The sequence below is a fragment of the Rhizobium sp. 01N424 genome (genome assembly GCF_056399485.1).
The window spans coordinates 110,044-134,716 of sequence record NZ_JBFTRK010000008.1 but is presented as its reverse complement, the minus strand read 5'-3'; the positions used below and the strand labels follow the sequence as shown (position 1 = coordinate 134,716).

Annotated in this window: 26 protein-coding genes; 10 read left to right on the top strand and 16 right to left on the bottom strand. The window is 61.8% G+C overall.

Translation table 11 applies throughout. The features are described from left to right. Positions 1–30 precede the first annotated feature (30 nt). Positions 31–1,188, top strand: coding sequence for a hypothetical protein (locus tag AC1DNK_RS20115; protein ID WP_477943047.1), 1,158 nt, complete (start codon positions 31–33; stop codon positions 1,186–1,188). On the opposite strand, the gene AC1DNK_RS20110 is transcribed toward AC1DNK_RS20115, so the two are convergent. The 5 genes from AC1DNK_RS20110 to AC1DNK_RS20090 all read right to left on the bottom strand — a co-directional run bounded on the left by AC1DNK_RS20110 (position 1,185) and on the right by AC1DNK_RS20090 (position 7,858). Continuing rightward, a complete protein-coding gene (locus tag AC1DNK_RS20110) occupies positions 1,185–2,996 on the bottom strand; it encodes a hypothetical protein (RefSeq protein ID WP_477943046.1) in 1,812 nt (603 codons plus the stop codon). The two genes, AC1DNK_RS20115 and AC1DNK_RS20110, sit on opposite strands and share 4 nt — an antisense overlap. Before the next feature lie 119 nt (positions 2,997–3,115). Beyond that, complete coding sequence (locus AC1DNK_RS20105) at positions 3,116–3,349, bottom strand: BolA/IbaG family iron-sulfur metabolism protein (protein ID WP_112387257.1); 234 nt, start codon at positions 3,347–3,349, stop codon at positions 3,116–3,118. Positions 3,350–3,370: 21 nt separating this feature from the next. Beyond that, complete coding sequence (gene purL / locus AC1DNK_RS20100; protein ID WP_477943045.1) at positions 3,371–5,605, bottom strand: phosphoribosylformylglycinamidine synthase subunit PurL; 2,235 nt, start codon at positions 5,603–5,605, stop codon at positions 3,371–3,373. Positions 5,606–5,732: 127 nt separating this feature from the next. Beyond that, positions 5,733–6,308, bottom strand: a complete 576-nt coding sequence (locus AC1DNK_RS20095; protein ID WP_477943044.1) for an acyloxyacyl hydrolase — start codon at positions 6,306–6,308, stop codon at positions 5,733–5,735. Positions 6,309–6,439: 131 nt separating this feature from the next. Beyond that, the gene (locus AC1DNK_RS20090; protein WP_477943043.1) at positions 6,440–7,858 is read right to left on the bottom strand and encodes an aminotransferase-like domain-containing protein; all 1,419 of its coding nucleotides are present in this window, start codon (positions 7,856–7,858) and stop codon (positions 6,440–6,442) included. Positions 7,859–7,939: 81 nt separating this feature from the next. On the opposite strand from AC1DNK_RS20090, the gene AC1DNK_RS20085 reads away from it, so the two are divergent. After that, entirely contained in the window at positions 7,940–8,194 is a 255-nt protein-coding gene (locus AC1DNK_RS20085) for a DUF1127 domain-containing protein (protein ID WP_477943042.1), read from the top strand. On the opposite strand, the gene AC1DNK_RS20080 is transcribed toward AC1DNK_RS20085, so the two are convergent. The 7 genes from AC1DNK_RS20080 to AC1DNK_RS20050 form a co-directional block, all read right to left on the bottom strand. Continuing rightward, positions 8,195–8,593, bottom strand: coding sequence for a hypothetical protein (locus AC1DNK_RS20080; RefSeq protein ID WP_477943041.1), 399 nt, complete (start codon positions 8,591–8,593; stop codon positions 8,195–8,197). 47 nt (positions 8,594–8,640) lie between these two features. Continuing rightward, a complete protein-coding gene (gene purQ / locus AC1DNK_RS20075; protein ID WP_112516160.1) occupies positions 8,641–9,312 on the bottom strand; it encodes a phosphoribosylformylglycinamidine synthase subunit PurQ in 672 nt (223 codons plus the stop codon). Next, on the bottom strand, positions 9,309–9,566 hold the full coding sequence (locus tag AC1DNK_RS20070; protein WP_112516161.1) for a hypothetical protein: 258 nt from the start codon (positions 9,564–9,566) through the stop codon (positions 9,309–9,311). The genes purQ and AC1DNK_RS20070 overlap by 4 nt, the downstream gene beginning before the upstream one ends. A 19-nt stretch (positions 9,567–9,585) precedes the next feature. Next, complete coding sequence (gene purS / locus AC1DNK_RS20065; protein ID WP_477943040.1) at positions 9,586–9,828, bottom strand: phosphoribosylformylglycinamidine synthase subunit PurS; 243 nt, start codon at positions 9,826–9,828, stop codon at positions 9,586–9,588. A gap of 18 nt (positions 9,829–9,846) precedes the next feature. Beyond that, entirely contained in the window at positions 9,847–10,611 is a 765-nt protein-coding gene (gene purC / locus AC1DNK_RS20060) for a phosphoribosylaminoimidazolesuccinocarboxamide synthase (RefSeq protein ID WP_112387266.1), read from the bottom strand. A gap of 228 nt (positions 10,612–10,839) precedes the next feature. Next, positions 10,840–13,095 carry a sensor domain-containing protein gene (locus AC1DNK_RS20055; protein WP_477943141.1) on the bottom strand — a complete coding sequence of 752 codons (2,256 nt, stop codon included), beginning with the start codon at positions 13,093–13,095 and terminating at the stop codon, positions 10,840–10,842. A gap of 122 nt (positions 13,096–13,217) precedes the next feature. Continuing rightward, the gene (locus AC1DNK_RS20050; RefSeq protein ID WP_477943039.1) at positions 13,218–13,772 is read right to left on the bottom strand and encodes an RBBP9/YdeN family alpha/beta hydrolase; all 555 of its coding nucleotides are present in this window, start codon (positions 13,770–13,772) and stop codon (positions 13,218–13,220) included. A gap of 165 nt (positions 13,773–13,937) precedes the next feature. On the opposite strand from AC1DNK_RS20050, the gene AC1DNK_RS20045 reads away from it, so the two are divergent. Together AC1DNK_RS20045 and AC1DNK_RS20040 are read left to right on the top strand one after the other, a co-directional pair. Next, complete coding sequence (locus tag AC1DNK_RS20045; protein WP_477943038.1) at positions 13,938–14,735, top strand: DUF2189 domain-containing protein; 798 nt, start codon at positions 13,938–13,940, stop codon at positions 14,733–14,735. A 78-nt stretch (positions 14,736–14,813) separates the two neighbouring features. Beyond that, positions 14,814–15,371 carry a low affinity iron permease family protein gene (locus tag AC1DNK_RS20040; RefSeq protein ID WP_477943037.1) on the top strand — a complete coding sequence of 186 codons (558 nt, stop codon included), beginning with the start codon at positions 14,814–14,816 and terminating at the stop codon, positions 15,369–15,371. A 29-nt stretch (positions 15,372–15,400) separates the two neighbouring features. Here the strand turns inward: AC1DNK_RS20040 and purB are convergent, their stop codons facing one another. From purB to AC1DNK_RS20020, 4 genes are all read right to left on the bottom strand, one after another. Further along, complete coding sequence (gene purB / locus AC1DNK_RS20035) at positions 15,401–16,702, bottom strand: adenylosuccinate lyase (RefSeq protein WP_477943036.1); 1,302 nt, start codon at positions 16,700–16,702, stop codon at positions 15,401–15,403. Between the two features lie 65 nt (positions 16,703–16,767). Beyond that, on the bottom strand, positions 16,768–17,253 hold the full coding sequence (locus AC1DNK_RS20030; RefSeq protein ID WP_477943035.1) for a hypothetical protein: 486 nt from the start codon (positions 17,251–17,253) through the stop codon (positions 16,768–16,770). Between the two features lie 28 nt (positions 17,254–17,281). Beyond that, positions 17,282–17,959: a ribulose-phosphate 3-epimerase gene (gene rpe, locus AC1DNK_RS20025; protein WP_112387271.1), complete on the bottom strand. Its 678-nt coding sequence runs from the start codon at positions 17,957–17,959 to the stop codon at positions 17,282–17,284. 88 nt (positions 17,960–18,047) lie between these two features. Next, entirely contained in the window at positions 18,048–19,124 is a 1,077-nt protein-coding gene (locus AC1DNK_RS20020; RefSeq protein WP_477943034.1) for an ABC transporter substrate-binding protein, read from the bottom strand. A 172-nt stretch (positions 19,125–19,296) separates the two neighbouring features. On the opposite strand from AC1DNK_RS20020, the gene AC1DNK_RS20015 reads away from it, so the two are divergent. Genes AC1DNK_RS20015 through AC1DNK_RS19990 form a run of 6 tightly spaced genes read left to right on the top strand, consistent with a single transcriptional unit; the run spans position 19,297 to position 24,672 of the window. Beyond that, positions 19,297–19,791, top strand: a complete 495-nt coding sequence (locus tag AC1DNK_RS20015) for a flavin reductase (protein ID WP_112516167.1) — start codon at positions 19,297–19,299, stop codon at positions 19,789–19,791. Between the two features lie 21 nt (positions 19,792–19,812). Continuing rightward, entirely contained in the window at positions 19,813–20,742 is a 930-nt protein-coding gene (locus tag AC1DNK_RS20010) for an AAA family ATPase (protein WP_477943033.1), read from the top strand. Between the two features lie 3 nt (positions 20,743–20,745). Next, on the top strand, positions 20,746–22,008 hold the full coding sequence (locus AC1DNK_RS20005) for a vWA domain-containing protein (RefSeq protein WP_477943032.1): 1,263 nt from the start codon (positions 20,746–20,748) through the stop codon (positions 22,006–22,008). Next, positions 22,005–22,334: an XdhC family protein gene (locus AC1DNK_RS20000; RefSeq protein ID WP_477943031.1), complete on the top strand. Its 330-nt coding sequence runs from the start codon at positions 22,005–22,007 to the stop codon at positions 22,332–22,334. Before AC1DNK_RS20005 ends, AC1DNK_RS20000 begins: the two co-directional genes overlap by 4 nt. After that, entirely contained in the window at positions 22,334–23,041 is a 708-nt protein-coding gene (locus AC1DNK_RS19995; RefSeq protein ID WP_477943030.1) for an XdhC family protein, read from the top strand. The genes AC1DNK_RS20000 and AC1DNK_RS19995 overlap by 1 nt, the downstream gene beginning before the upstream one ends. Continuing rightward, positions 23,038–24,672, top strand: coding sequence for an NTP transferase domain-containing protein (locus AC1DNK_RS19990; RefSeq protein ID WP_477943029.1), 1,635 nt, complete (start codon positions 23,038–23,040; stop codon positions 24,670–24,672). The genes AC1DNK_RS19995 and AC1DNK_RS19990 overlap by 4 nt, the downstream gene beginning before the upstream one ends. The last annotated feature ends 1 nt before the right edge of the window (position 24,673 follow it).

Genomic DNA, 24,673 nt, shown 5'->3' with positions numbered 1-24,673 from the left:
GCGCCATGGGGGCTTGCCGGAAAGATAGTGATGGAACTGATCAGGAAGCGGGTGGTCCTGCATTTCCCAGGCTTCGAGCCTCTGGATGGACGCGCGCAGCGGGCGCGCTACGAGCGCTCCGCCAAGCAGAGTGCTGCGGCCTGGAATTACGCGGTCGGGACGGGAGACGCGGAAACATCCGATTATCCTCTGCGCTTTACCGTTCATGCCAATGCGCCGGCTTGGCAGACCGAAAACACGATCCACATCTTCGACCACGACGAACTCGTCCAGTCGCTTCGCAATAAGCCTTTGGCGCGGCGGATGGCGGATGGATTTGCCGCGGCAGCGAGGATTATCGCCGATGGCGCAATGACCGGCTATTTCCGCCACGCATGGCGCTTCGGCCTGTTCTTCATCTTTCCCTTTCTGCTGATGATGCTCGGCATGCTGCTGACTGCGGCCATCGCGCTGCTGCCCGTTGGGGGTGGTTTTGCCGCATGGCATCTGGTCTGGAGCCTGCCGCTTGCCGGCATCTTCTTTGCCTTCGTGTTTCTGCCGTTCACGGAACGGTTCCATACACTGCACCTGTTTGCCGATTGGGAGATGGCCGTCGGGCTGGGGCGCATGAATAGGCCGCAATTCCAGGACTTTCTGGAGCGCTGTGCTCTGGCCGCGCGTGCGGCTCTTGCGGAAGAGGCGGACGAATACGTCATCTCATCGCACAGCATGGGCTCAAGCGTGGCTGCGCATGTTCTCGGAATCCTGCTCGAGCGTGAACCGGGTCTGCTCGATGGCAAGCGTGTCGTTTTTGCCTCGCTTGGCTCCGCCGTGCTGCAATGTGCGCTACTGAAATCTGCCACCCTGTTGCGGTCGCGCGTCGGCGCCATTGCCCGAAATCCCGCGATCTTCTGGCTCGACGTCCAGTGTCTGACGGACGCGATCCATTTCTACAAGGTTCCGGTTGTCGCCGCTGCCGGTCACGCCGATGCGCCACAGGCAAAGATGCTGTTCATCCGCGTCAAGCAGATGCTGACGCCCGAGCATTACAAGAAGATCAAGCTCGATTTCCTGCGGGTGCACCGGCAATACGTGCTTGGCCCTGATTTGCAGGCGTCCTTCGATTTCACGCTGCTGACCGCTGGGCCGTTGGCGGGAACGGTGATGGCTGATGGGGCGTTGAAGTCGGGGCTCGCAGAGATCAGCTAACGGAAATGTTGGTGATCGATGCGAAACAGCTTGAAATCCGATGCCGATGGATTGTTGATCTGGATCAGTCCCGGCCACGTGCCGCCTTGCGCAAGCGCAGCATAGACCGGCGCTTGGCTGGCGTCGACCGGTAGCGGAAACGCACAGACGGCGACATAGTCAAAAGGAGCGGCTGCTTCTCTTCGGATTTCGCTATCTGCTGACGTGAAGAGTTCGAACATGCGCTTCATGCCAGGCGAGGCGCGGTGAAATGGAAGCGCTGCGACCGAAAATCCCGGAGGCAGGGCCAACGCAAGCGGAAGCGAAAGCCCGGCCGGAACGGCGATCTTGCCCGGCGCGACAGATGACAGAACCGAGAAATCCTGGCCCTCACACTCACTGTAGGCCATGTAGTCAATCGCGTCATAGCTCTGTTCCTGGGGCGGGAAAACCAGACGGAGCAACAACGCGATCGCGATGACCGATACCAAAGCGGCGCCGACGAAGCGCTGAACCTGCTTGCCGTTTGGCCCAAAGCTCTCGGGAACGGTCGCTATTTGCAGTGCGTACGACAGAAAAAGCGGTACGAAGGCGAAGGTAAACCTGATGTTTCGGGTCTGCAGCAGTGTTATCGCGAGACTGGCGGCGGCAATCGCGAAGACGATGGCAAGACCGGCATTTCCCCGCCGGGCGGCTTGAAGAATGGCCGGTACTGCCGCAATGGCGATACACACGAGTACACCAAGCATCATCAGGATCGTGAACTGCGGATGCTGGAAGTAGTAGATAAAACTGAATTCCTGTGCAACGCGGTCAAGCCAGTCGTGACGCGACAGCGGATCGATCATCCAATAGGGGCCGGATAGACATCTCGGGAAGATGTAGGCGGTCACGCCCAAGAATGCGCCGCCCATTGCGGCAAGGGCAGCAATCTTGATCGGTGCTGTCTGCCGATGCAGCACTAAACCGCCGATCAGCAAGATCGATGAGCAGCCGAGCGCCAGAACGATATAGGGAGCCGAGAAGGAATCGCATTGTGTCGATCGCATTCCTGCAGGTCCGATAAATGCGAAGGCTGCGGGCAACGTCAACACTAGGATGGTGGCTGCCGCGCCAAGAAGAACATCGCGGGATCCGGCGATCTGAAAGATGAAGCAGCCCACCAGGCCCAGAAAGGCGACGGCGATCAGCGGCAGACCTTCGAGGCCGACGATGATGCAGATCATCGTCCCGATGCCCATCAGGATTCCACCGCCTCGGCTCCAGCGCTCCAGGCCGACACCGATCATCAGCAAGCCCAGGATCTGCATGTTGTGATGGTCTATGCGCGTGGGAACGAATTCCCAGATCGCATAGGTCATAAAAACGATACTGATGACGAGGATCGGATAGCTGATGACGAGGCCGCTGCGCATCTGCCGGGAGAAGAACATGGCCGTCAGAGCGCTGAACCCGACGAGCATCACTGGCGGCCAGATATGGAATGCGATCTGGAGCGCGTGCTCCGGTCCAAATGCCGGCGAGAGCAGATAGGCAATTGTCACAAAGGGGAGGTCGATCAGCCGCGACCAGGGCGATGTGTAGGGTTCTGGCGTTGCGATAACCGGCAGACCGAGATCAAACCAGTGTCCGCCACCGAGGAAAAGATGACGGATCTGTAATTCCCGCATCTTGTCGTCGATGTCGCCGAGAAACGCCTGACCGTCGGCCAGATCCAGGAGGGCGATGATCAGGCTGAGCGGCGCGATGATCGCAAATACTCTCAGCCAGAAAGAAGAAGGGTCGCTGCTCTCTGCCTCAGCTGCAATGCCCGGGAAACCAGAAGTCATGCCAATATCCGCCGCTCTCGTGTGCGGGGGAATTATGAACATCAGACGATTAAAATTGCGCTAGGGCGCGGAAGGGGCCGAAAAAGAAAATGCCCGGCTTGGCCGGGCATCCATCTGTCTTATTCCGGCGCCGATGTCTGAAGCGCCAGGGCGTGCAGGATGCCGCCCATGTTGCCTTTCAGCGCCTCGTAGACCATCTGGTGCTGCTGAACGCGGCTCTTGCCGCGGAAGGCTTCGGCGACGACTTCGGCGGCGTAGTGATCGCCGTCACCCGCGAGGTCGCGGATCGTCACCTTGGCACCGGGGATCCCGGACTTGATCATGTCTTCGATGTCGCCGGGTTTCATGGGCATGATCGATTTACTCCTTGCGCATCATTCGGCAGCGGCAAGCGCGTTGCCGCCGTCCATGAATTCAGGGAACCACGATTCATGGGCATTGCGCAATTGCTGAATGGGCAGCGAGATCAGATCGTCGACAACAAGGTTCTCACCGGAAACAGAACCAAGGCGGCGGAACGGTATGCCGGCACCTTCGGCATTGGCACAAACGAAGTTTGCGACATCGGCCTTGACCGCGATCACATATCGGGCCTGGTCTTCGCCGAAGAGCAGGGCATGGGCGGCACCCTTGCCCTCTGACAGCGTGACATTGAGGCCCTTGCCCGACGACATTGCCATTTCGGCAAGCGCCAGTGCTAGGCCGCCGGACGAAATATCATGGCAGGCGGAAACCTGGCCGTTGCGGATCGCGGAGCGGACGAAGTCGCCATTGCGGCGCTCTGCAAAGAGATCGACCTCCGGCGCCGGACCATCGGTGCTGCCGATGATGTCGCGCAGGTAGATCGAAGAGCCGAGATGGCTGCCGTCGGTGCCGATCAGGATCAGCTGGTCGCCCTCTGAGGCGCTGCCGATGCGGGCCATCGACTTCCAGTCGGGCAGGAGACCGACGCCGGCGATGGTCGGGGTCGGCAGGATGGCGACGCCGTTGGTTTCGTTATAGAGCGAGACGTTGCCCGAGACGATCGGGAAGTCGAGTGCGCGGCAGGCTTCGCCGATGCCCTTGATCGATTCGACCAGCTGGCCCATGATTTCGGGCTTTTCCGGATTGCCGAAGTTCAGGTTGTCGGTCGCAGCCAGCGGCTCGGCGCCGGTCGCCGTGATGTTGCGCCAGCATTCGGCAACAGCCTGCTTGCCGCCTTCGAACGGATCGGCCTCGACATAGCGCGGCGTGACGTCCGAGGAGAAGGCGAGCGCCTTGGTCGGATGGCCCTCGACGCGGACGACACCGGCGTCACCGCCCGGCAGCTGCAGCGAGTTGCCCTGGATCAGCGTGTCATACTGCTCGTAGACCCAGCGGCGGCTCGACTGGTTAGCGGAGCCAACGAGGTCGAGCAGGGCCTTGTTGTAATCGGCGGGTGCTGCCACGAGTTCGGCCGGCAGCGGCGCGCGCTTGCCGGACTCGCGCCACGGGCGGTCGTATTCCGGAGCCTGATCGCCGAGATCCTTGATCGGCAGGTTCGCGACTTCCTCGCCCTGGTGGACGCAGCGGAAGCGCAGGTCGTCGGTGGTCTTGCCGACGATGGCGAAATCGAGGCCCCACTTGACGAAGATCGCCTTGGCGACCTCTTCCTTCGACGGTTCGAGAACCATGAGCATGCGCTCCTGGCTTTCAGACAGCATCATTTCATAGGCGGTCATCTGCTCTTCGCGGACGGGAACCGTGTCGAGATCGAGCAGGATGCCGAGATCGCCCTTGGCGCCCATTTCGACGGCAGAGCAGGTGAGGCCGGCGGCACCCATGTCCTGGATGGCGATGACGGCGCCGGTCTTCATCAGCTCAAGGCAGGCTTCCAGCAGGCACTTTTCGGTGAAGGGGTCGCCGACCTGAACGGTCGGGCGCTTTTCTTCGATCGACTCGTCGAATTCGGCCGATGCCATCGTCGCACCGCCAACGCCATCGCGGCCGGTCTTGGCGCCGAGATAGACGACCGGCAGGCCGACGCCCTTGGCTTCTGACAGGAAGATGGCGTTCGACTTGGCGAGGCCCGCGGCGAAAGCGTTGACGAGGATGTTGCCGTTGTAACGGGCATCGAACTCGACTTCACCGCCCACAGTCGGGACGCCGAAGGAATTGCCGTAGCCGCCGACACCGGCGACGACGCCGGAGACGAGGTGACGGGTCTTCGGGTGGCTGGGTTCGCCGAAGCGTAGCGCGTTCATCGCCGCGATCGGGCGGGCGCCCATGGTGAAGACGTCGCGCAGAATGCCGCCGACGCCAGTCGCCGCGCCCTGGTAAGGCTCGATGTAGGACGGGTGGTTGTGGCTTTCCATCTTGAAGACGACGCAGTCGCCGTCATCGATATCGACGACACCGGCATTTTCGCCCGGACCCTGGATGACGCGTGGTCCCTTGGTCGGCAGCGTGCGCAGCCACTTCTTCGAAGACTTGTAGGAGCAGTGCTCGTTCCACATGGCCGAGAAGATGCCGAGCTCGGTGAAGGTCGGCTCGCGGCCGATCAGATCCAGAATCCGCTGATATTCATCCGGCTTCAGGCCGTGGCTGGCGATGAGTTCGGGGGTGATCGGGCGGGTATTGGATATGGTCATGAGCTCTCGAAAGTCCCTGCCGTTGCGCGTTTTGGGGTGTCTTTAACCCAAGTTGGCGCGGCGCGCGACAGGAAAATGCCCGCCGTCAACAAAGACGGGACGGAGCGCCTTTCGAAGCGGCAAGTGCCTAGAATTTGTAGCCGAGTTGAAGGCCGGTGCGGGTCATGCCGTTGTTTGGGCCATCGCAGAGATTGGCATGCGAGGAGTGGGCGATCTGGGCCATGACATTCCAGTGATTGTCGAAACGGTAGCCGGCGCCGATATATTCGTGAAACAGCACACGGCATCCAAGCGCCGGGCCGTCGTCGTTCTCATCCAGTTCACCCGTGTGGATGACGCCGCCGAACCCCGCTTCCGCAAACAACTTGTCGGAAAAGTCTGCCGTCCAGGAAAAGCCGGTAAAGACCTGCGTTGCCGATCCGGATGTGCCGATCGACGTTCCCAAATGGATGCGCGGCCTGGCAAGTTTCTGCAGACCGGTGGCTTCATCATGGCCGAACGGGTCGAAGAACAGCGTCAATTCAGGGAAGACGCCGTCCTCATGTTCGCTGCCGCCCTGGATGGAGGCCGAGGCGCCGAAGCGCAGTTCGTCGAATATCTGATCCTGCGCATGGGCGGGGAGGCTCGCTGATCCGGCAATGAGAACGGCGGCTGCAGATGCTGACAGGAAACGCAACGCCACTTCACGGATACAAGCGTCCATAGGCTTTTCCTCGCGCCCATCGAATCACAGCCGCGGCTGTTATTCGATTGGAACTCAGCGTGAGACGCCGGTAAAGAGGTCCCTAAAATATGACAGGGTTCGGCACTCCGATGGCGCGAAAATGCAACAGGTCAGACTTCGCTGTCGTAGGACGAGACGCCGCTTTCCAGCAGGCGCCGGAGGATCATCATTCCCTTGGCGAGCTCGGCACTGCCACCCGGCGATGAGAAGGCGACGCGGACACGATGGAACACGCGCTCCGAGCGGGCCGCCTTGAACTCGTCCTCGTCATCAACAAGGACGCCTTCCTGATAGGCGGCATTCTTGAATGTGCCCGAGAGCCAGGGTTCCGGAAGCTTCAGCCAGAGGAAAGGCACATGCGGATGCGACACGAAGTCGAAACCGCCGAGGTGTTCCCTGACAACGGCCTGGCGCGATGCCAGCTCCTTGACGCAGGCGGCGCGAATACGCTCCGCTTCGCCACTCTCGACAAGACGGGCCGCGGTCTCCGCCAGAATGAAGGGCAGGCCGCCGGTTATCATCTTGTGGGTGACCTTGATGCGCTGGGCGAAATGCGGCGGGCAGGCGACCCAGCCGCCGCGAACCCCGGCTGCGACCGACTTCGACAGGCCATTGACGAGGAAGGTGCGCTCGGGCGCCAGTGAGGCCAGCAACGGTGCATCGTCTCCGGTCATGCCGCCATAGAGATCGTCCTCGATCAGCCAGACACCGTGGCGGCGGGCAATGTCGGCGATGGCCACGCGGCGCGCGGCGGGCATGGTTGCGAGCGTCGGATTATGGGCAGTCGGCATCAGGAAGGCGACCTTCGGGTGCTGCTGATGGCAGACGCGCTCGAAATCGTCGGGGATGACGCCGTGCTCGTCGGAATCGACGATGATGGTGCGGCGGCCGAGAATACGGGCGCTGCGGCTGACCTGCGTGTAGCTCAGGTTTTCGAAAACGATCTTGTCACCGGGCGCAGACATCGCGGAGATCACGGCGATCGCGGCAGCATGGACGCCAAGCGTCGGCACGATGTTTTCGGCATCCGGCGTCCAGCCGTTGCGCGCAAGCCATAGGCGTCCGGCGGTGAACCAGTTGGTTGGGAAATGTCGCGAATAGGAGGAGACTTCGGCCATGTGCTGTTCGCCGATCTCGCCGAGAATGCCGCCAACGATCTTGCCCTGGCCGAGGTCCGGCGCCGCTGTCGTGTCGAAGCGGATCTTGTTTGGCGGAGCATCGATGGCACGCGTGCCGCCAAGCGACAGCGTCAGCGGATCGGCCTGTTCGTTGGGTGCCACCTGCGTGCGATCGAGAACGTAAGTCCCGCGCCCCACTTCTCCGGCAACCAGTCCGCGTTCATGCACCAAGGCGTAGGCTCGGCCGATCGTGCCGATTGTCACCCCGATATCGTAGGCGAGATTGCGCTGTGGCGGAAGCTTGCCGCCGGCGGGCAGGGCGCCGCTGGCAATGGCGGATTCAATGCTATCAGCCAGCCGCATATAGACCGGACCGGAGCCGCGCGAGAGATCAGGGAGCCAATTTGTCATGGTGACAATGAATAGATTGTCACCGTTGTCCTGTCAATCTTATGAGACATTACCGCCAAGCAAGATGACAGGAGAGCGGCGATGTCGATAGTACAGCAGATCAATGGTGATATTGTGCCGATTGTGTCGATCGATGGTCCGCACGTGATCGTTCCCCGGGTCGAGACGACCGGTCAAGCTTGGCTGCAGCGCATGTGGAATGGATTTCTCGTCTGGCACGAGAAGCGCGAGGGAAGACGTGCCCTGCGCGAACTCACGGCCGATCAGCTCAAGGATATCGGGCTATCGCAATCCGATGCTGCGCGCGAAGTCGGAAAATCGACCTTCTGGGACTGATCAGCTGCAGGCTTTGCTGCCTGACGACCAGCGATTGACGTCGGCGGCGATGCGGGCAGAGACCGGCTGCGACATCATCGGGCCGAAGGCCTGAAGCTTCGCGGGATTGCCCTCCGCCTGCACCACGAGATGCGGCAGTCCAGCCGGGCTGTTCTTGTGCACGACCAGGATGCGCGGACGGCCGGAGAAGGAATTAAGCTCCGGCGCCAGGCGATAGGTGGCGAAGGATGCATCGCCCGACTTGAACCAGCAATTATTGGCACCGACAGCGACGCGTTCCATGGTGGAGAGCGCGTCGCGGTTTGCGCTGACGGGAGGCGCCTTGGACTGGCAGGACGCAGCCAGCATTCCGATGACAGCAAGAGCGGCGGCAGCCGTGAAGGTGGTCGCAATGCGCATCGGTAGTCTCCCGTGGTGGTTTAGACCCACCTGATATCCGGCGAAGGTTAAGCGGCGATTACGTCGAGCGCCGAAGCGAAGAGACCGCGCCCGTCGGAGCCGCCATGAGCTGCTTCGATCAGGTTTTCCGGATGCGGCATCATGCCGAGAACATTGCCGCTCTCGTTCATCACGCCGGCGATGTCGTTGATCGAGCCGTTCGGGTTCGTGCCTTCGGCATAGCGGAAGACCACCTGGCCGTTGCCTTCGATCTTCGCCAGCGTCTCGGCGTCGGCGAAATAGTTGCCGTCGTGATGGGCAACGGGCGAGCGGATGATCTGGCCCTTGGCATAGGCGCGGCTGAAGTCGGTATCGGCGTTGACGACCTCAAGCTTGACTTCGCGGCAGACGAATTTCAGCGAGGCGTTGCGCATCAGCGCGCCGGGCAGGAGGCCCGCTTCGACGAGGATCTGGAAGCCGTTGCAGACGCCCAGAACCTTGGTGCCCTGCTTGGCCTTCTCGATGATCGCCTGCATGACCGGCATGCGGGCAGCAATCGCGCCGCAGCGCAGGTAATCGCCGTAGGAGAAGCCGCCCGGGATGACGATCAGATCGACATCCGGAATCTGGGTTTCCGTCTGCCACACCGTTACCGGCGCGTGACCAGAGATCTTGGTGAGAGCTGCGATCATGTCACGATCGCGATTGAGACCAGGGAGCTGAACGACGGCGGACTTCATGGGTGCGGTTCAAACCTTGCTTGTGCTTCTGCGAGTTCTCGAAGTTCTAGGCGATTTTCAATGCGATCAAGACGATCGAGAACCTGCCCCATCGTCCCGCGCATATTGTTGATGTCGCCTTGCATCACATGCATGTAATTCCGGAGGCCGATGATTTCCTGACGCACATCGCGCTGTCCTTCCTTGAAGGTGGCGATCTCTGCTTGAATCTTTCTCAAGACTTCAAACAGCAATTCTTGCGTCAGCTCAGCCATCGCGCATTCTCCGCAACCTTCAGTCGAGAGAAATAGTATAATTCTCGATAACGGTGTTGGCGAGGAGTTTTTCGCACATCGCCTTCAGGTCGGATTCGGCCTTGGCCTTGTCCGCGCCTTCGAGCTGCAGGTCGAAGACCTTGCCTTGGCGGACATTGCCGATGCCGGAGAATCCGAGGCCGCCAAGAGCGCCTTCGATTGCCTTGCCCTGCGGGTCGAGAACGCCATTCTTGAGCGTGACGGTTACACGAGCTTTGATCACTTGCCTGTCTTCCCTGACTTACTTGACCAATACAGGCCCGGTGCCGCGCACGGGCTCGTTTTCATTGATGATGCCGAGGCGCCGTGCGACTTCGGAATAGGCTTCCAGCAAGCCGCCCATATCGCGGCGGAAGCGGTCCTTGTCCATCTTTTCCTGCGTTTCAATGTCCCACAGACGGCAGCTGTCCGGCGAGATTTCGTCGGCCAGAATGATGCGCATCATGTCGCCTTCGAAGAGGCGGCCGCATTCGATCTTGAAATCGACAAGCTGGATGCCGACGCCAAGGAAGAGGCCGGTCATGAAGTCGTTGACGCGGATGGCGAGCGCCATGATGTCGTCGAGTTCGGCGGGGTTAGCCCAGCCGAACGCCGTGATGTGCTCTTCGGAGACCATCGGGTCATCCAGCGCATCCGACTTGTAATAGAACTCGATGATCGAGCGGGGAAGGACGACGCCTTCCTCGATGCCGAGGCGCTTGGCCAGCGAACCGGCCGCAACGTTGCGCACGACGATCTCGAGCGGAATCATCTCGACTTCGCGGATCAACTGCTCGCGCATGTTGAGGCGGCGAATGAAATGCGTCGGGATGCCGATCTTGTTCAGATGGTTGAAGATGAACTCGCAAATGCGGTTGTTGAGAACGCCCTTGCCGTCGATAACTTCGTGTTTCTTCTTGTTGAAGGCGGTGGCGTCATCCTTGAAGAACTGGATCAACGTACCCGGTTCCGGTCCCTCATATAGAATCTTGGCCTTGCCCTCGTAGATACGGCGGCGACGGTTCATTTTAAGCTTTTCTCTGTCTTGGCGCTCTTGGGATAGCGCAGTGGATCGATCTCGTGGCGTCCCCATAAAGGAAAAGAGTCACTTTCACAATGCGCCAGTAACTCCTTCCCCGGATTCCCAAGATATAGGGATGCGGTCTGAGAGAATCGAAGATATTGCGGATATCAGCCTACAGAATTTTGATGACTGTTGGAAATCAAAGCCGTGGGACCGGCCGGTTATGCAGGCTTATTTGGTGGCGTTGCGCTTGATCTCGCGGCTGAGGCCGCTTTGCAGCGCCCGCGCTCCGCCTTCCTGATGGCGCCAGCTTGCTGCCTGGACATAGGCCGGAATTTGCGTTGCGGGCATTGGCCGGGCAAGTGCGTAGCCCTGCAGCACGTCACAGCCAAGATCGGCGAGAATGCGGACGTGATCCATGGTCTCGACGCCTTCGGCCGTCACCAGGATATTCAGTGAACGGCCGATATCGATGATCGAGCGCACGAGTTTGCGCTGTTCAGCCGATTGCGGCAGCATGCGGATCAGTTCGCGGTCGATCTTCAGCGTCCGCGGGCTGAGCTTCAGAAGGCTGACGATCGAGGCGTGACCGGTTCCGAAATCGTCGATCTCGATATCGATGCCGAGCCTGCGGAAATGCCGGAGGTTGGCGATCACGGCGTCGTCGCAGTCATCGAGCGAGATCGATTCCAGTAGCTCGAAAGAAAGCGTGCCCGGAGCAACCTTGAGGGCGCGCAGCTTCTTGCCAAGCGCCGGATCGTTGAGACGGCTGGACGAGACGTTGACCGAGATTTTCGGCGCAAGGAATCCGTCCTTTGCCCAAACGGCGCGGTCGGCGAGGGCATGTTCGAGAATGAGCCCGTCGATCGTAGAGACGACGTCGAGATCCTCAGCGATCTTCAGGAAGCGGTCAGGCGCCATCAGTCCGTGTTCGGGATGCTGCCACCGCGCCAATGTTTCGACGCCTGCGACTTCGAGCGTGCGGGCATGGAACTGCAGCTGGTAAACGGGTACGAATTCGTGGCGCTCAAGGCCCTGCAGGATCTCGTCCGCGAGCCGTTTGGCGGCGATGATGCTTCGGCGGGCATCCTTGGAGAAGAATTCGTGGCGGTTCCGGCCGGCACCCTTGGCGCGGTAGAGGGCGATATCGGCGTTTAGCAGAAGCTGCTTGGCGTCCAGATCGCCGCCGCTGTCAGCGGCTATGCCAATGCTGGCGCCGAAGCGGCATTCATGGCCTTCGTAGCGGATCGGCTTGGAGAGTTCGCGGATGATGCGGGCGGCCATGTTCGACAGCTTCTTGGTGCCGCTTTCGACGGCGCAGAGGACGACGAACTCGTCGCCGCCGATGCGGGCAACGAAATCCGTCGAGCGGACGCAGTCCTTCAGCACCTTGGCGGCATGTTTCAGCATCGCGTCGCCGGCGCGATGGCCCAGCGTGTCGTTGATCTGCTTGAAGCGGTCGAGATCGATATGCAGCACGGCAAGCGTCAGCCCGCCCTTGCGGCATTCTTCGGCGCGTTCTTCGAGCGTACGGTCGAGATAGCGACGGTTCGGCAGGCCGGTCAGATAGTCGTGGAGAGCGAGATGCTCGATGCTCTCCTTGGCGGCTTCAAGTTCCTGGTTGCGCGCTTCGGCAAGGTTCTTGGCATTCTGCAGGTCGTTGCGAAGCTTGACCTCTTCCGTGACGTCCCAATTGGCGCCGATCAGCTTCCGCTTGCCGTCAGCATCGACAAAAAAGGCCGAGCGGGCGCGAATGACGCGCTCTAGGCCGTCGGTTCTGATGATGCGGAACTCGTGCAGCAGGCCCTGGTCCTTGTCGAGGCTCTCGTCCAGCTTGGCGAGCGCCGCGGTTCGGTCATCGGGATGCAGCATCTGTTCCCAGGCTTCGCCGGGTTGCATGCGGGCCGTGCCTTCGAGGCCGTACATGGTCAGAAGCCGGTCGTCCCATTCGACTGTGCCGGCCTCTAGATCAGCTTCGAAGACGCCGATGCGGGTGATATCGAGCGCCAGATCGAGGCGGCGGGAGAGATGCTCCAGCATCTCCTCGGCGCGCTTGCGGGCGGTGATATCGGTGTCGGTCCCGACGATGCGGGCAGGATTGCCGTCCTCATCCCACTCGACGCAGGCGCCGCGGCATTCGATCCAGACCCAATGCCCGTCCTTGTGCCGCTCGCGATACTCGAACACCTGGTATTCCGGGTCGCCGGCGATCTGCCGCTCGATCGCCTTGATCACGAAGTCGCGGTCATCGGGGTGGAGGAGGGCCAGCCACTCCTCATAGTCGCCGTTGGCTTCCTCATCCGGGCCCATGCCACGGATTTCTTTCCAGGTTTCGGAATAGTACTTCGTGCCGTTGCGATGGTTATGATCCCAGACGCCGAGCCCCGAGCCGATCAGGGCGTAGTTCCAGCGGCTTTCGCGTTCGGCCAGATCCGGCGTATCGCGCACTTCGAGCCGCCGCTTGTCCGCCGGCTTGGCGGGCTTCAGCTCTACGGTTGCCGGATGGTCTTGTCTGGATCGCTTCAAATGCGCGCACTCGATTCATTCGCCTCGGCGCATTATCGTAGCGTTCACTGAAATATCTATTAAAACTCAGGGGTGCCGCGTGGTCAGGGCTTCAGTTTCGACAGAAACTGCGCAAAGACCATCGTGCCCTCCGGCCAGGGCCCATGACCGGACTCGGCATTGATATGCCCGGATTCACCGGCATCGATCAGCAGCGAACCCCAGCTGGCGGCGATATCGTCGGCATGCTCGTAGGTGCCGAACGGATCGTTGCGGCTGGCGACGGTGAGCGCCGGGAACGGCAGCGGATCGCGCGGATAGGGGCCGAATGTCATCAGGTGCTTCGGGCGGATATCCGGATTGGCGACATCCGGGGGAGCGACCAGAAACGCGCCAGCCACCTTGTTCTTGAACTGCGGGATCGCATGGATCACCGAGGGGATGCCGAGCGAGTGGGCGACGAGCACCACCGGGCGCGTGGAGGCGTTGACCTCCTCGGCGATCCGGGCAGCCCAATCGTCGCGAACCGGCTTCGACCATTCCGCCTGTTCGACACGGCGCGCCGTGCTGAGCTTGGCTTCCCAGCGGCTCTGCCAGTGATCGGGGCCGGAATTGGTGTAACCGGGAATGATGAGAATATCTGCGTCTGAAACCTTCATGATGCCGCCGATGTGAGAAAGCTTGACCCGTCTGTCAAGGGAAGACGGGACAAAGGCGGCAAAATTTGTTATCGTTTGGCCATTGCCGGTTGCGGATTTCGTGTCGGCCCTTTCAAAGCCGATGCTTTTTCCGCCGCCGGTGTACGGCTCACGGAGGAGAAAGCCATGACGGCATTCCATGTCATGACGGGAGCAGGCGAAGCCTATGCGCATCCCGCCATCAACAAGATCAGCATTGCAGACGTCTTCGACGCGCTGAAGCGCGGACTGGACGATTTTCGCGAAAAGCCGTCTCACTATGTCTTCCTGTGCCTGATGTATCCGGTCGCCGGTGTGTTTCTGGCCGTCGCGACATCGAGCGCCAATCTGCTGCCGATGATCTTCCCCCTGATTTCGGGCTTCGCGCTGATCGGCCCGATCGCGGCGATCGGCCTTTATGAGATCAGCCGCCGACGCGAAACCGGGCTCGATACGTCCTGGACCCATGCGCTCGACGTCCGCCATTCCCCGGCGCTGCCTTCGATCATTGCCGGCGGGCTGCTGCTCTTCGCCTTCTTCGTCGTCTGGCTGGTCGCGGCACAGACGCTCTACAGCAATCTTTTCGGCGACGTCTTCCCGCGCTCGGTCGAGACATTCTCGGCGCAGATCTTCGGAACACCCGAAGGCATGCAGCTGATGCTCTGGGGCAACGTGCTCGGCCTCGTCTTTGCCATCATAGTGCTGGCGACGACAGTCGTAACGTTCCCGATCCTACTCGACCGCGATGTCGGTCTGGTGGCTGCCATGGGCGCCTCGATCCGGGCAACGGCGGCCAATCCGGTGCCGGTGTTCTTCTGGGGGCTCATCATTGCGGTGCTGCTCGTCATCGGCAGCATTCCGCTGTTTGCCGGACTGGCGCTCGTGATGCCGATCCTCGGACATGCGAGCTGGCATCTCTATAGAAAGCTCGTCGCGCCGGCCTGATCTGGCCGGTTAGGACGCCACCGGAACTTTGCGGCCTTCCTCCGAGTTGTCTTGCGACATCTTTGAGGGAGGCAGCGCATGGAAGGTGCCAAAAAACTCTTTGCGCATTTCGCGACGAAGATTTCGGAGTTGGCGGGCGCGCCCGTCACCTTCGTTCTTGCCGTGATCTCCGTTCTCGTCTGGGCCGGGCTTGGCCCGGTTTTCGATTATTCGGAGACCTGGCAGCTGGTGATCAACACCGGCACCACCATCGTTACCTTCCTCATGGTTTTCGTGCTGCAGAACGCCCAGACGCGCGATACGCGGGCGATCCAGGCGAAGCTCGACGAGATCATCCTGACCAGCCATGCCGAGAACCGCTTCATCGGGATCGAGAACCTAGACGAGGACGATCTGAAGCATCTCGACCGCTTGGTTGCCAAGGCGGCAAAGGGCAGGCGCAACGCGCAGGAGGGTGGTGCGGACGTTAAACTTCCCGACGAAGACAGAAGTGGTAAAAGCGCGAAACGGCAGCAGTCGGCTGCTGTTGCCAAGAAGGCCGGTGTTGCCGTCAAAGTATCGGCGTCTTCCAAGGCGGCGGAGCGCAAGCCGGCAGCCGCCAAAAGCCGCAAACAGAAGACAAAAACGGCGCCCTGAGGCGCCGTTTGCGATGCAGATGGACGGTATCAGCCGAAGACGCGCTTGAAGATCGTGTCGACATGCTTGGTGTGATAGCCAAGGTCGAACTTCTCGCGGATCTGCTCTTCGGAGAGCGCCGCGCGTACTTCCTGGTCGGCGAGCAGCTCTTCGAGGAAGTCCTTGCCCTGTTCCCAGACCTTCATGGCGTTGCGCTGTACCAGGCGGTAAGCGTCCTCGCGGGAGACGCCAGCTTGCGTAAGGGCAAGCAGAACGCGCTGCGAGTGAACAAGTCCCCGGAACTTGTTGAGGTTCTTTTCCATATTCTCAGGATAGATCACCAGTTTCTCGACGACGCCGGCAAGGCGGTTGAGGGCAAAGTCCAGGGTGATCGTCGTATCCGGGCCGATGGCGCGTTCGACGCTCGAGTGGCTGATATCGCGTTCGTGCCAAAGGGCCACGTTTTCCATCGCCGGGACGACCGACATGCGCACGAGGCGCGAGAGGCCTGTCAGGTTTTCGGTCAGGACCGGGTTGCGCTTGTGCGGCATGGCCGACGAGCCCTTCTGGCCCGGCGAGAAGAACTCTTCGGCTTCCAGAACTTCGGTGCGCTGCATGTGGCGGAATTCGATGGCGATGTTTTCGATCGACGAGGCGATGACGCCGAGCGTGGCGAAGAACATCGCGTGGCGGTCGCGCGGGATGACCTGCGTCGAGACAGGCTCCGGCGTCAGGCCGAGCTTGGCACAGACATGCTCTTCGACGCGCGGGTCGATATTGGCGAAGGTGCCGACGGCGCCCGAGATTGCGCCGGTGGCGATTTCGGCACGGGCGGCGACGAGGCGGGAGCGGTTGCGGTCCATCTCGGCATAGAAGCGGGCAAGCGTCAGGCCCATGGTCGTCGGCTCGGCATGGATGCCGTGGCTGCGGCCGATGCGGACGGTGTCCTTATGCTCGAAAGCGCGGGTCTTCAGGGCAGCGAGCACGCGATCGATACCGGCAAGCAGGATGTCGGCGGCGCGGACGAGCTGGACGTTGAAAGTGGTGTCCAGCACATCCGAAGAGGTCATGCCCTGATGCACGAAACGGCTGTCGGGACCGACGAATTCGGCCAGATGGGTCAGGAAGGCGATGACGTCGTGCTTGGTGACGGCTTCAATCTCGTCGATGCGCGCGACGTCGAACACGGCCGCGTTGCCCTTTTCCCAGATGGTCTTTGCCGCGTCCTTGGGGATGACGCCGAGTTCGGCGAGCGCATCGCAGGCGAAGGCTTCGATCTCGAACCAGATGCGGAACTTGGTTTCGGGCGACCAGATGGCGACCATCTCTGGGCGGGAGTAACGCGGGATCATGGCTCACTGCTTTCGTTGGTAGACAAAACTTGCTGGCGCCCCTGTAGCAAAGACGGGCGGCAATCTCAACGCATGCGTTTCGCCAGCGCGAAACTGGTGGCGAGCAGGCAGATCAGGCCGAAGGGCAGGAACAGCCGGACGCCGAGTACCGAGAACTGGTAGACGGCATTGGCGCCGGTGAAGATGAACTCGAAAATCCAGATGACGCTGCCGAAGGGCGCATGCCATCGCGAATAGAAGACGCGGTAATCCATCGAAAACAGAAACGCCGTCATCAGGATCGTGCCAATCGTCAGGCAGGCGAAGAAAGCGGCGAAGCGTGTCTCGATCGGGCGCCGGAAAGCGAAGAAGCGAGCGAGCGGCAGCATGAAGGGCCAGGCGAACAGGCCGCCGAAGAAATAGAGCAGCGCGAGTTCGGCAAGATGGCTGGTTTCGAAGCGGTTGCGCAGATAAAGCGCCGCGGTCGCCGAGGCCGTCATCATCAGGCCCCAGAGCAGGGCGCCCGCAAGGACATCCAGCAGCGGTGGCTTTGCGGCGCGCAGGCGTTCCATGGTCAGCGGGCGATCGCGGAGAGTGCCGTCATACGCGGCCGGCTTCGGCTGCTGCCCGCAATGCGGCGATCTCGCTGCGATAGGCTTCGGGCGATCCCGCCTTGAAGATCGCCGAACCGGCGACGAGCACATTGGCGCCAGCCTTGCCGACAATGGGTGCTGTTTCCAGCGTCACGCCGCCATCGACCTGCAGCTCGATCGGCCTGTCACCGATCAGGGACTTGGCGGCGGCGATCTTTGCGGCCATCGCCGGAATGAATTTCTGGCCGCCGAAACCGGGGTTCACGGACATGATGAGGATCAAGTCGATATCGTCGATGACGTTTTCGATGACGGAGAGCGGTGTTGCCGGATTGAGCGTCACGCCGACCTTCTTGCCGAGATTGCGGACGGTCTGCAGCGAGCGGTGCAGATGCGGGCCGGATTCGGCATGAACAGTGATGCGGTCGCAACCGGCCTTGGCAAAGGCTTCGAGATAAGCGTCGACCGGCGCGATCATCAGATGGCAGTCGAAGGTGGCGTCGGTATAGGAGCGCACCGACTTGATGACATCGGGGCCGAAGGAAATGTTCGGAACGAAGTGGCCGTCCATGACGTCGAGATGGATCCAATCGGCGCCGGCTGCGGTCACGTCTCGGATTTCCTGTCCGAGCTTGGCGAAGTCGGCGGCGAGGACGGAGGGGGCGATGCGGATCGGCAGCGTCATGGGGAACTCTCTCTCGTTAAGATGCTCGACGCGGATTTAGCAGCGTAGGACGCGGCGGGCAACTGATCGAGGTGCCCGATCTGCAGCATCACTCCGAGGCCGCGCCGAGGATCGTGAAGGCGCCGTTGCGCCATTCCTGCAGGCGGTAAGGGTTGTCCGTCAGTTCGTGATTGGCTCCGAATGTGACAGGACCTATCGGCGTCTCAAAGCGCGTGCCGGTCAGCACATCGGGGAGCGGCTTGCCGTTTGCCGCGGAGACCGCCTGCTGTGCAATCGCGGCGGCTGCGGCTGCGGGAAGCACATAGCCTTCCGGTTCGATGCCCTGTTCGCGCGTCGCCTGGGCGGCAGCCTTGCCATCCGGCTGGCTTGCATATTCGGGGATCGCGATAGCGTGCACGCCGTCCGCCAGCGCCAGCGGTTGATTGGCGGCCCGCATCGCGTCGCCGCCGAGGATATCGAGCGGGATTTTTTCGGCTGCCGCATCGCGGGCGATGATCGCCACGTCCGAGCGGTCGCCGCCGATGAAGACTTTGGCGGCGCCGGCGCGTTTCAGCCGGCGGACAAGCGCGATCTGCTGTTCCTGGCCCGGCCGGTAGGTGTCGGTGAAGGCCGCCTTCAGGCCGTTCTGCTCAAGAGCGTTCCTGACGGCTTCGGTCAGTTCGCGGCCGTGGATCGTGCCGTCCTCGATGAGTGCGATCGGCGCGGCCGCCCAGTCGCGCAGGATAACCTCGATGATGCGAGCGGCTTCAGCCCCATCAGGCGGGCCAAGACGGAAGAGCGGCCAGCCGTTCTTCAGTGAATCTTCCATCAGGATACGGGAACGGACGGACACGGTGATTGCGGGGATATTGGCATCCTTCAGCTTCGGCAGGGCGCCTTCCAGCGTCTCGCTGCAGAGAAAGCCGATGGCGACCTGGACCTTGGCGGCGATCAGCGCGTCGGCAATCGTGCCGCCGCTGTTGTCCTCGCAGGGTTCGTTGACCGCGACGAAGGTGTTGCCATCCTTGGTGACCTGAAAATTCGCACCGGCGAAGATCTGGGTTCCGAGCTGCTGGAGATTGCCGCCCTGGGGGGCAACGACGCCGATGGTGATGCCAGCTGCATGGCCTGCCGGCGCCGCCATCAGCAGCATCGAAACAGCAGCTATGCCACGCAGAATATTCATAAAAGTCGCCGGCTCCTGACCTTTGTCCATGCCCTTTTATCCGGCGAATACTAATCGTCAAAGAAAAACAGCGTAATAGGCAGCATTTCGTCGCGTTCATTGTAGAAAATGTAACCGATGGCGGCCATATTAGTGACATAACAACAAGCGGCGAGGCCGCAGGAGACCTTCTGTGTTGAGCAGGCAACCGATCGATCCAGCGCTGTATCGCGATGCCATGAGCCGCTTTGGCGGGCATGTCCAGCTGGTGACGACGGCGCTCGGCGATCAGAAGCGCGGCGTGACGATCACTGCCGCATGCTCCGTCTCCGACAGTCCGGCCTGCGTGCTCGTCTGCCTCAACAACAGCAACCCGAAGAACGAGATCTTCTTCCGCAGCGGCATCTTTGCGCTGAACACGCTGGGCGCCCATCATCAGGGGCTGGCGGACGCCTTTTCCGGACGCATGAAGCTCGACAACGAGGACAGGTTCTCGACGGGCAAGTTCGAGAAGCTGGTAACCGGGGCGCCGGTGCTTTCGGATTCACTCGCCTCCTTCGATTGCCGGGTCATGGAAATCAAGGAGATGTCAACGCATCACGTCATCTTCGGCGAGGTGGTCGGCGTGCGTTTCGACGAAACAAAACCGGCTCTCCTCTATATGAACCGCGACTATCACACGCTATAACTTCTCCAAAAGGGAGGAGACATGGCTGATCAGAGCGCGCCGCTTCTGCCGCAGTCGATCGATGAAACGATCGCGCTGCTCGGCGGGCAGGATTATCTTGCGGGCCGGGCGCTCGGCACCGTGCTTTTCCTGGCGTTGAAAATGAAGCGGCCCTTGTTTCTCGAGGGCGAGGCGGGCGTCGGCAAGACAGAGATCGCCAAGGTTCTGTCCAAGGCGCTCGGGCGTCCGCTAATCCGGCTGCAGTGCTATGAGGGGCTGGACGTCGCCTCTGCCGTCTACGAGTGGAACTACCCGGCACAGATGCTGGAGATCCGGCTGTCGGAAGCCTCTGGCCTGACCGACCGCGCGCGGATCGAATCCGATATCTTTTCCGAGCGCTATCTGATCCGCCGCCCGGTGCTGCAGGCGCTTTCCTCCACAGACGGGCGTGCGCCGGTTTTCCTGATCGACGAGCTCGACCGTACCGACGAGGCCTTCGAGGCTTTCCTGCTGGAGGTCCTGTCCGATTTTCAGGTGACTATTCCCGAGCTCGGGACGATCAGGGCAGACGAACCACCCATCGTCATCATCACCACAAACCGGACGCGTGAGGTGCACGATGCCCTGAAGCGGCGCTGCCTCTACCACTGGCTCGATTATCCCGAGGCGCAGCAGGAGCTTGAGATCATCCGCCGGAAAGTGCCTCACTGCAACGAGACGCTGTCGCGCCAGATCGTTGCCTATGTGCAGCGGCTGAGGACACTCGACCTCTTCAAGAACCCAGGCGTTGCCGAGACGATCGACTGGGCGACGGCGCTGACGGAGCTCGACCGGTTAGCGCTCGACCCGGAAACGATTTCGGACACGATCGGCACGCTGCTGAAATATCAGGACGATATCGCCCGCATTCAGGGCGGCGAGGGCGCACGGGTGCTGAAGGATGTCCAGGACGAATTGCGGGTTGCGGGATAGGCGATGCAGGGCGAGAAGGCAGAGGATGGTATCGTCGTTCCGCCGCTTCCGCTGGGTGACGGCCAGTTTGCTGACAATATCGTTTTCTTCGGCCGGACGCTGCGCAAGGCGGGACTGAAAGTTGGCCCAGCGGCGATCGCTGACGCCATCGAGGCGGTGGAAGCGATCGGCATGGGATCGCGCGACGAGTTCCATGCGGCGCTCTCGGCGGTCTTCGTCAAGCGGCATGAGGATGCAGCTGTCTTCGACGAGGCGTTCCGGCTTTTCTGGCGATCGCGCAATCTCGTCGAGAAGATGATCGCGATGATGTCGCCACGGGCGCCGGATACGCGGGAGAAGGAAAAGCAGAGGCCGGGAGAGACCCGGGCAAGCGATGCGCTGCTCGGTGACCGGGGCGCCGACAAGCCGCCGCGCGAAGAGCCCGATATCGAGATCGATGCGCGCTTCACGATGTCGGGCAATGAGATCATCCGGCGCATGGATTTCGCGCAGATGTCGGCGGCGGAGATGGCGCTCGCCAAGAAGGAGCTGGCACGCCTGCAGCTGCCGCTGGACCGTGTCACCACCCGGAGATTCAAGCCATCGCATCGCCACGCGACGGTCGATCCCCGCGCAACGATGCGCGCCGCCCTTCGCACCGGCGGATCGCTGATCCTGCCGCGCTACCGCGAGCGTAAGGAGATCCAGCCGCCCTTGGTGGTGTTGGCTGATATTTCCGGCTCGATGAGCCAATATACTCGGATTTTCCTGCACTTCCTGCATGTGCTGACGGAGCGGCGCCGACGCGTCAGCACCTTCCTGTTCGGCACACGGCTCACCAACGTGACGCGGCAGATGCGCAACAAGGATCCGGATCAGGCGCTGGACGAATGCGCGGCTGCCGTCAATGACTGGTCGGGCGGAACGCGGATCGGCGAGACGCTGCACGAGTTCAACCGCCTCTGGGGCCGGCGCGTGCTGGGGCAGGGCGCCGTGGTACTGTTGATCACGGACGGGCTGGAGCGCGAGGGCGTCGAGCAGCTTTCGGCCGAGATGGACCGGCTGCATCGCTCCTGCCGGAGGCTGCTCTGGCTCAATCCGCTGCTGCGCTTCGATGGCTTCGAGCCGCGGGCGCGCGGCGTTCGCGCCATGCTGCCGCATGTTGACGAATTCCGGCCGGTTCACAATCTATCCTCCTTGAGCGATCTTGCTGCGGCGCTCGGGTCCGGCCGCGCCGAGGCTTATCAGCCGCGGCGCTATCTGGAGAGAATGAGAGGCTCTGCATGAGCGAGATGTCTGGCGGCCTCGATCCGCTGATGACGGCGGAAGCCTGGAGGAAAAGCGGCCGCGATGTAGCAATCGCCACGGTCATCGAAACTTGGGGCTCGGCGCCGCGGCCTGCGGGCAGCCATCTGGTGATCGATGCCGACGGCAATTTCGAAGGCTCCGTTTCCGGCGGCTGCGTCGAAGGCGCCGTCATCACCGAAGCGCTCGATGTTATCGGCAGCGGCGAAGCGAAGATGCTGGAATTCGGCGTTGCCGACGAGACGGCCTGGCGCGTCGGGCTTTCCTGCGGCGGACGGATCCGCGTGTATGTCGAAAGGCTCGGCTGATGGAGCTGGCGGCGCTCGAGCGGCTGAATGCCTTGAGGCAGGCACGGATCGCTGCCGCACTCGTCACCGATCTCGGTGGTGGCCGGGCGAGCGTCGTTTCAGAAGGCGACCATCTCTCCGGCGCGCTTGGGGAAGCCATAGCGGCTGCCTTTCGCTCAGGGCGCTCGAGCATTGTGGAGGCCGGTGGCAGGCGCTATTTCCTCAACGTGCATCTGCCCCCGCCTGATATCGTCATCATCGGCGCGGTCCATATCAGCCAGGTGCTGGCGCAAATGGCAGCGCTGGCAGGCTTCGACGTCAGGATCATTGATCCACGGACGGCTTTCGCGACGCCGGAGCGTTTTGCGGGGATAGACTTGACGGCCGACTGGCCGGTCGATGTCCTGAAGGACAAGCCGCTCGACGCCTATACGGCGCTGGTCGCGGTGACGCACGATCCGAAGATAGACGATTTTCCGATTGCCGAGGCGCTGCGCCGCGGCTGTTTCTATGTCGGCGCGCTCGGAAGCCGGAAGACCCATGCGTCACGTATCGAGCGGCTGAGGGCCGAGGGTTTCCCGGATGAGGCGCTGGCGCGCATCAACGGGCCGATCGGGCTCAATATCGGCGCAGCCAGTCCGGCAGAGATCGCCGTTGCCATCCTGGCGCAGATCATCGAGGCGCTGCGCTCGCGCAATCTCTTGTCTCCGCGAGGTGATAAGGGATGAAGTTCGGCGAATTTCCGATCGCCGGTGCCGAAGGACTGATGCTGGCGCATGCGGTGAAACTGCTCGGCCGGACCTTGCACAAAGGCCACCGCGTTTTGCCGGAGGATATCGAAACGCTCCAGCGGGCAGGTATTGCCAGCATCACCGCAGCGCGCATCGAGGACGGGGATCTGAGCGAAGACGAGGCGGCGCGGCAGCTCGCTGCGGCAATCGCGCCGGATCATCTGCGCTTTTCGGAGGCAGCCACAGGGCGGGTGAATGTCTATGCGGCGGCAGATGGGCTGTTTGTCGCGGACCGCGCCATCGTCGACCGCGTCAATCGCATCGATCCGGCAATCACGCTCGCCTGTCTTGGAGATCATGCGCGCGTGCGGGCGGGCGATATGGTGGCGACCTTCAAGATCATTCCGCTTGCGGTGCCAGGAAGCAAGGTCGAGGCTGCGTGCGATGTGCTGCGGGCTGCGGTGGCCTTCCAAGTCAAGCCTTTTGCCGAGTATGCGGTATCGCTTGTCGCCACCGAACTGCCGTCGCTGAAACCCGTGGTCATGGATAAGACGGCGCGCATTCTGGAGCGGCGGCTGGCTGCATCCGGCAACCGGTTGGCACGCGAGCAGCGTGTGGCTCACGGACGCGACGCCGTCGCTATCGCCATCGGTGAGGCAATGGTGGCTGCCGAGCGCTTTCCGAAGCTCGTGATCGTCTTTGGGGCGTCGGCCGTGATTGACGAGGACGATGTGATCCCGGCGGCGATCCGGCAGGCCGGCGGAGAGATTCTGAGCGTCGGCATGCCCGTGGACCCCGGCAATCTGATGGTACTTGGGCGGATCGGGGAGACCTATGTCGTCGGTGCGCCGGGCTGTGCCCGCAGTCCGAAGGAGAACGGTTTCGACTGGGTGCTGGATCGCATCCTGGCTGGAGAGAAACCCGATGCCCATGATCTGACGGGCATGGGTGTCGGAGGATTGCTGATGGAGATCGAGACACGGCCGCGGCCGCGGGACAGTGCCGAGGAGCTTTACCGGCCGGTGACAGTTGCTGCGGTGATCTTGGCGGCCGGCAAAGCCAGCCGGATGGGAGAGGGTGGTGCCCATAAGCTGCTGGCGGAGTTCGACGGCAAGCCGCTGGTGCGCCGTACCGCCGAAACCGCGCTCGCTGCCGATGCGGCATCCGTCATCGTCGTGACTGGTCACCGGGGTAGCGAGATCGAGGCTGCACTCGCCGGATTGGGTGTGGTGGCCATCGAGAACACCGATTATGCGTCCGGCATGGCAAGCTCGCTCATTTCAGGATTTTCGGCGGCGCCGGCACACGATGCGGATGGCGTGCTCGTCATGCTCGCGGATATGCCGGGAGTGACGGCTGCCGATCTCGACGCCCTAATCTCCGCCTTCCGCGCGGCTTCTGGACGAGCGATCGTTCGAGCGGTGTCGCGCGGCAAGCGTGGCAACCCGGTCATTCTTCCGCACTCGCTAGGCGATGCCGTGATGCGGCTTGAAGGCGATGTCGGGGCGCGGCATATCATCGAGACATCCGGATTGCCTGTGATCGATGTCGACATCGGCGATGCGGCACATCTGGACGTGGATACGCCGGAAGCCGTTGTGGCGGCCGGTGGCATTTTGAGGGGGTAAA

Coding starts and splice junctions, on each gene's coding strand:
- AC1DNK_RS20115 (WP_477943047.1), top strand. CDS start 31: ATGGAACTGATCAGGAAGCGGGTGGTCCTGCATTTCCCAGGCTTCGAG.
- AC1DNK_RS20110 (WP_477943046.1), bottom strand. CDS start 2,996: ATGACTTCTGGTTTCCCGGGCATTGCAGCTGAGGCAGAGAGCAGCGAC.
- AC1DNK_RS20105 (WP_112387257.1), bottom strand. CDS start 3,349: ATGCCCATGAAACCCGGCGACATCGAAGACATGATCAAGTCCGGGATC.
- purL (WP_477943045.1), bottom strand. CDS start 5,605: ATGACCATATCCAATACCCGCCCGATCACCCCCGAACTCATCGCCAGC.
- AC1DNK_RS20095 (WP_477943044.1), bottom strand. CDS start 6,308: ATGGACGCTTGTATCCGTGAAGTGGCGTTGCGTTTCCTGTCAGCATCT.
- AC1DNK_RS20090 (WP_477943043.1), bottom strand. CDS start 7,858: ATGACAAATTGGCTCCCTGATCTCTCGCGCGGCTCCGGTCCGGTCTAT.
- AC1DNK_RS20085 (WP_477943042.1), top strand. CDS start 7,940: ATGTCGATAGTACAGCAGATCAATGGTGATATTGTGCCGATTGTGTCG.
- AC1DNK_RS20080 (WP_477943041.1), bottom strand. CDS start 8,593: ATGCGCATTGCGACCACCTTCACGGCTGCCGCCGCTCTTGCTGTCATC.
- purQ (WP_112516160.1), bottom strand. CDS start 9,312: ATGAAGTCCGCCGTCGTTCAGCTCCCTGGTCTCAATCGCGATCGTGAC.
- AC1DNK_RS20070 (WP_112516161.1), bottom strand. CDS start 9,566: ATGGCTGAGCTGACGCAAGAATTGCTGTTTGAAGTCTTGAGAAAGATT.
- purC (WP_112387266.1), bottom strand. CDS start 10,611: ATGAACCGTCGCCGCCGTATCTACGAGGGCAAGGCCAAGATTCTATAT.
- AC1DNK_RS20050 (WP_477943039.1), bottom strand. CDS start 13,772: ATGAAGGTTTCAGACGCAGATATTCTCATCATTCCCGGTTACACCAAT.
- AC1DNK_RS20045 (WP_477943038.1), top strand. CDS start 13,938: ATGACGGCATTCCATGTCATGACGGGAGCAGGCGAAGCCTATGCGCAT.
- AC1DNK_RS20040 (WP_477943037.1), top strand. CDS start 14,814: ATGGAAGGTGCCAAAAAACTCTTTGCGCATTTCGCGACGAAGATTTCG.
- purB (WP_477943036.1), bottom strand. CDS start 16,702: ATGATCCCGCGTTACTCCCGCCCAGAGATGGTCGCCATCTGGTCGCCC.
- AC1DNK_RS20030 (WP_477943035.1), bottom strand. CDS start 17,253: ATGGAACGCCTGCGCGCCGCAAAGCCACCGCTGCTGGATGTCCTTGCG.
- rpe (WP_112387271.1), bottom strand. CDS start 17,959: ATGACGCTGCCGATCCGCATCGCCCCCTCCGTCCTCGCCGCCGACTTC.
- AC1DNK_RS20020 (WP_477943034.1), bottom strand. CDS start 19,124: ATGAATATTCTGCGTGGCATAGCTGCTGTTTCGATGCTGCTGATGGCG.
- AC1DNK_RS20010 (WP_477943033.1), top strand. CDS start 19,813: ATGGCTGATCAGAGCGCGCCGCTTCTGCCGCAGTCGATCGATGAAACG.
- AC1DNK_RS20005 (WP_477943032.1), top strand. CDS start 20,746: ATGCAGGGCGAGAAGGCAGAGGATGGTATCGTCGTTCCGCCGCTTCCG.
- AC1DNK_RS20000 (WP_477943031.1), top strand. CDS start 22,005: ATGAGCGAGATGTCTGGCGGCCTCGATCCGCTGATGACGGCGGAAGCC.
- AC1DNK_RS19995 (WP_477943030.1), top strand. CDS start 22,334: ATGGAGCTGGCGGCGCTCGAGCGGCTGAATGCCTTGAGGCAGGCACGG.
- AC1DNK_RS19990 (WP_477943029.1), top strand. CDS start 23,038: ATGAAGTTCGGCGAATTTCCGATCGCCGGTGCCGAAGGACTGATGCTG.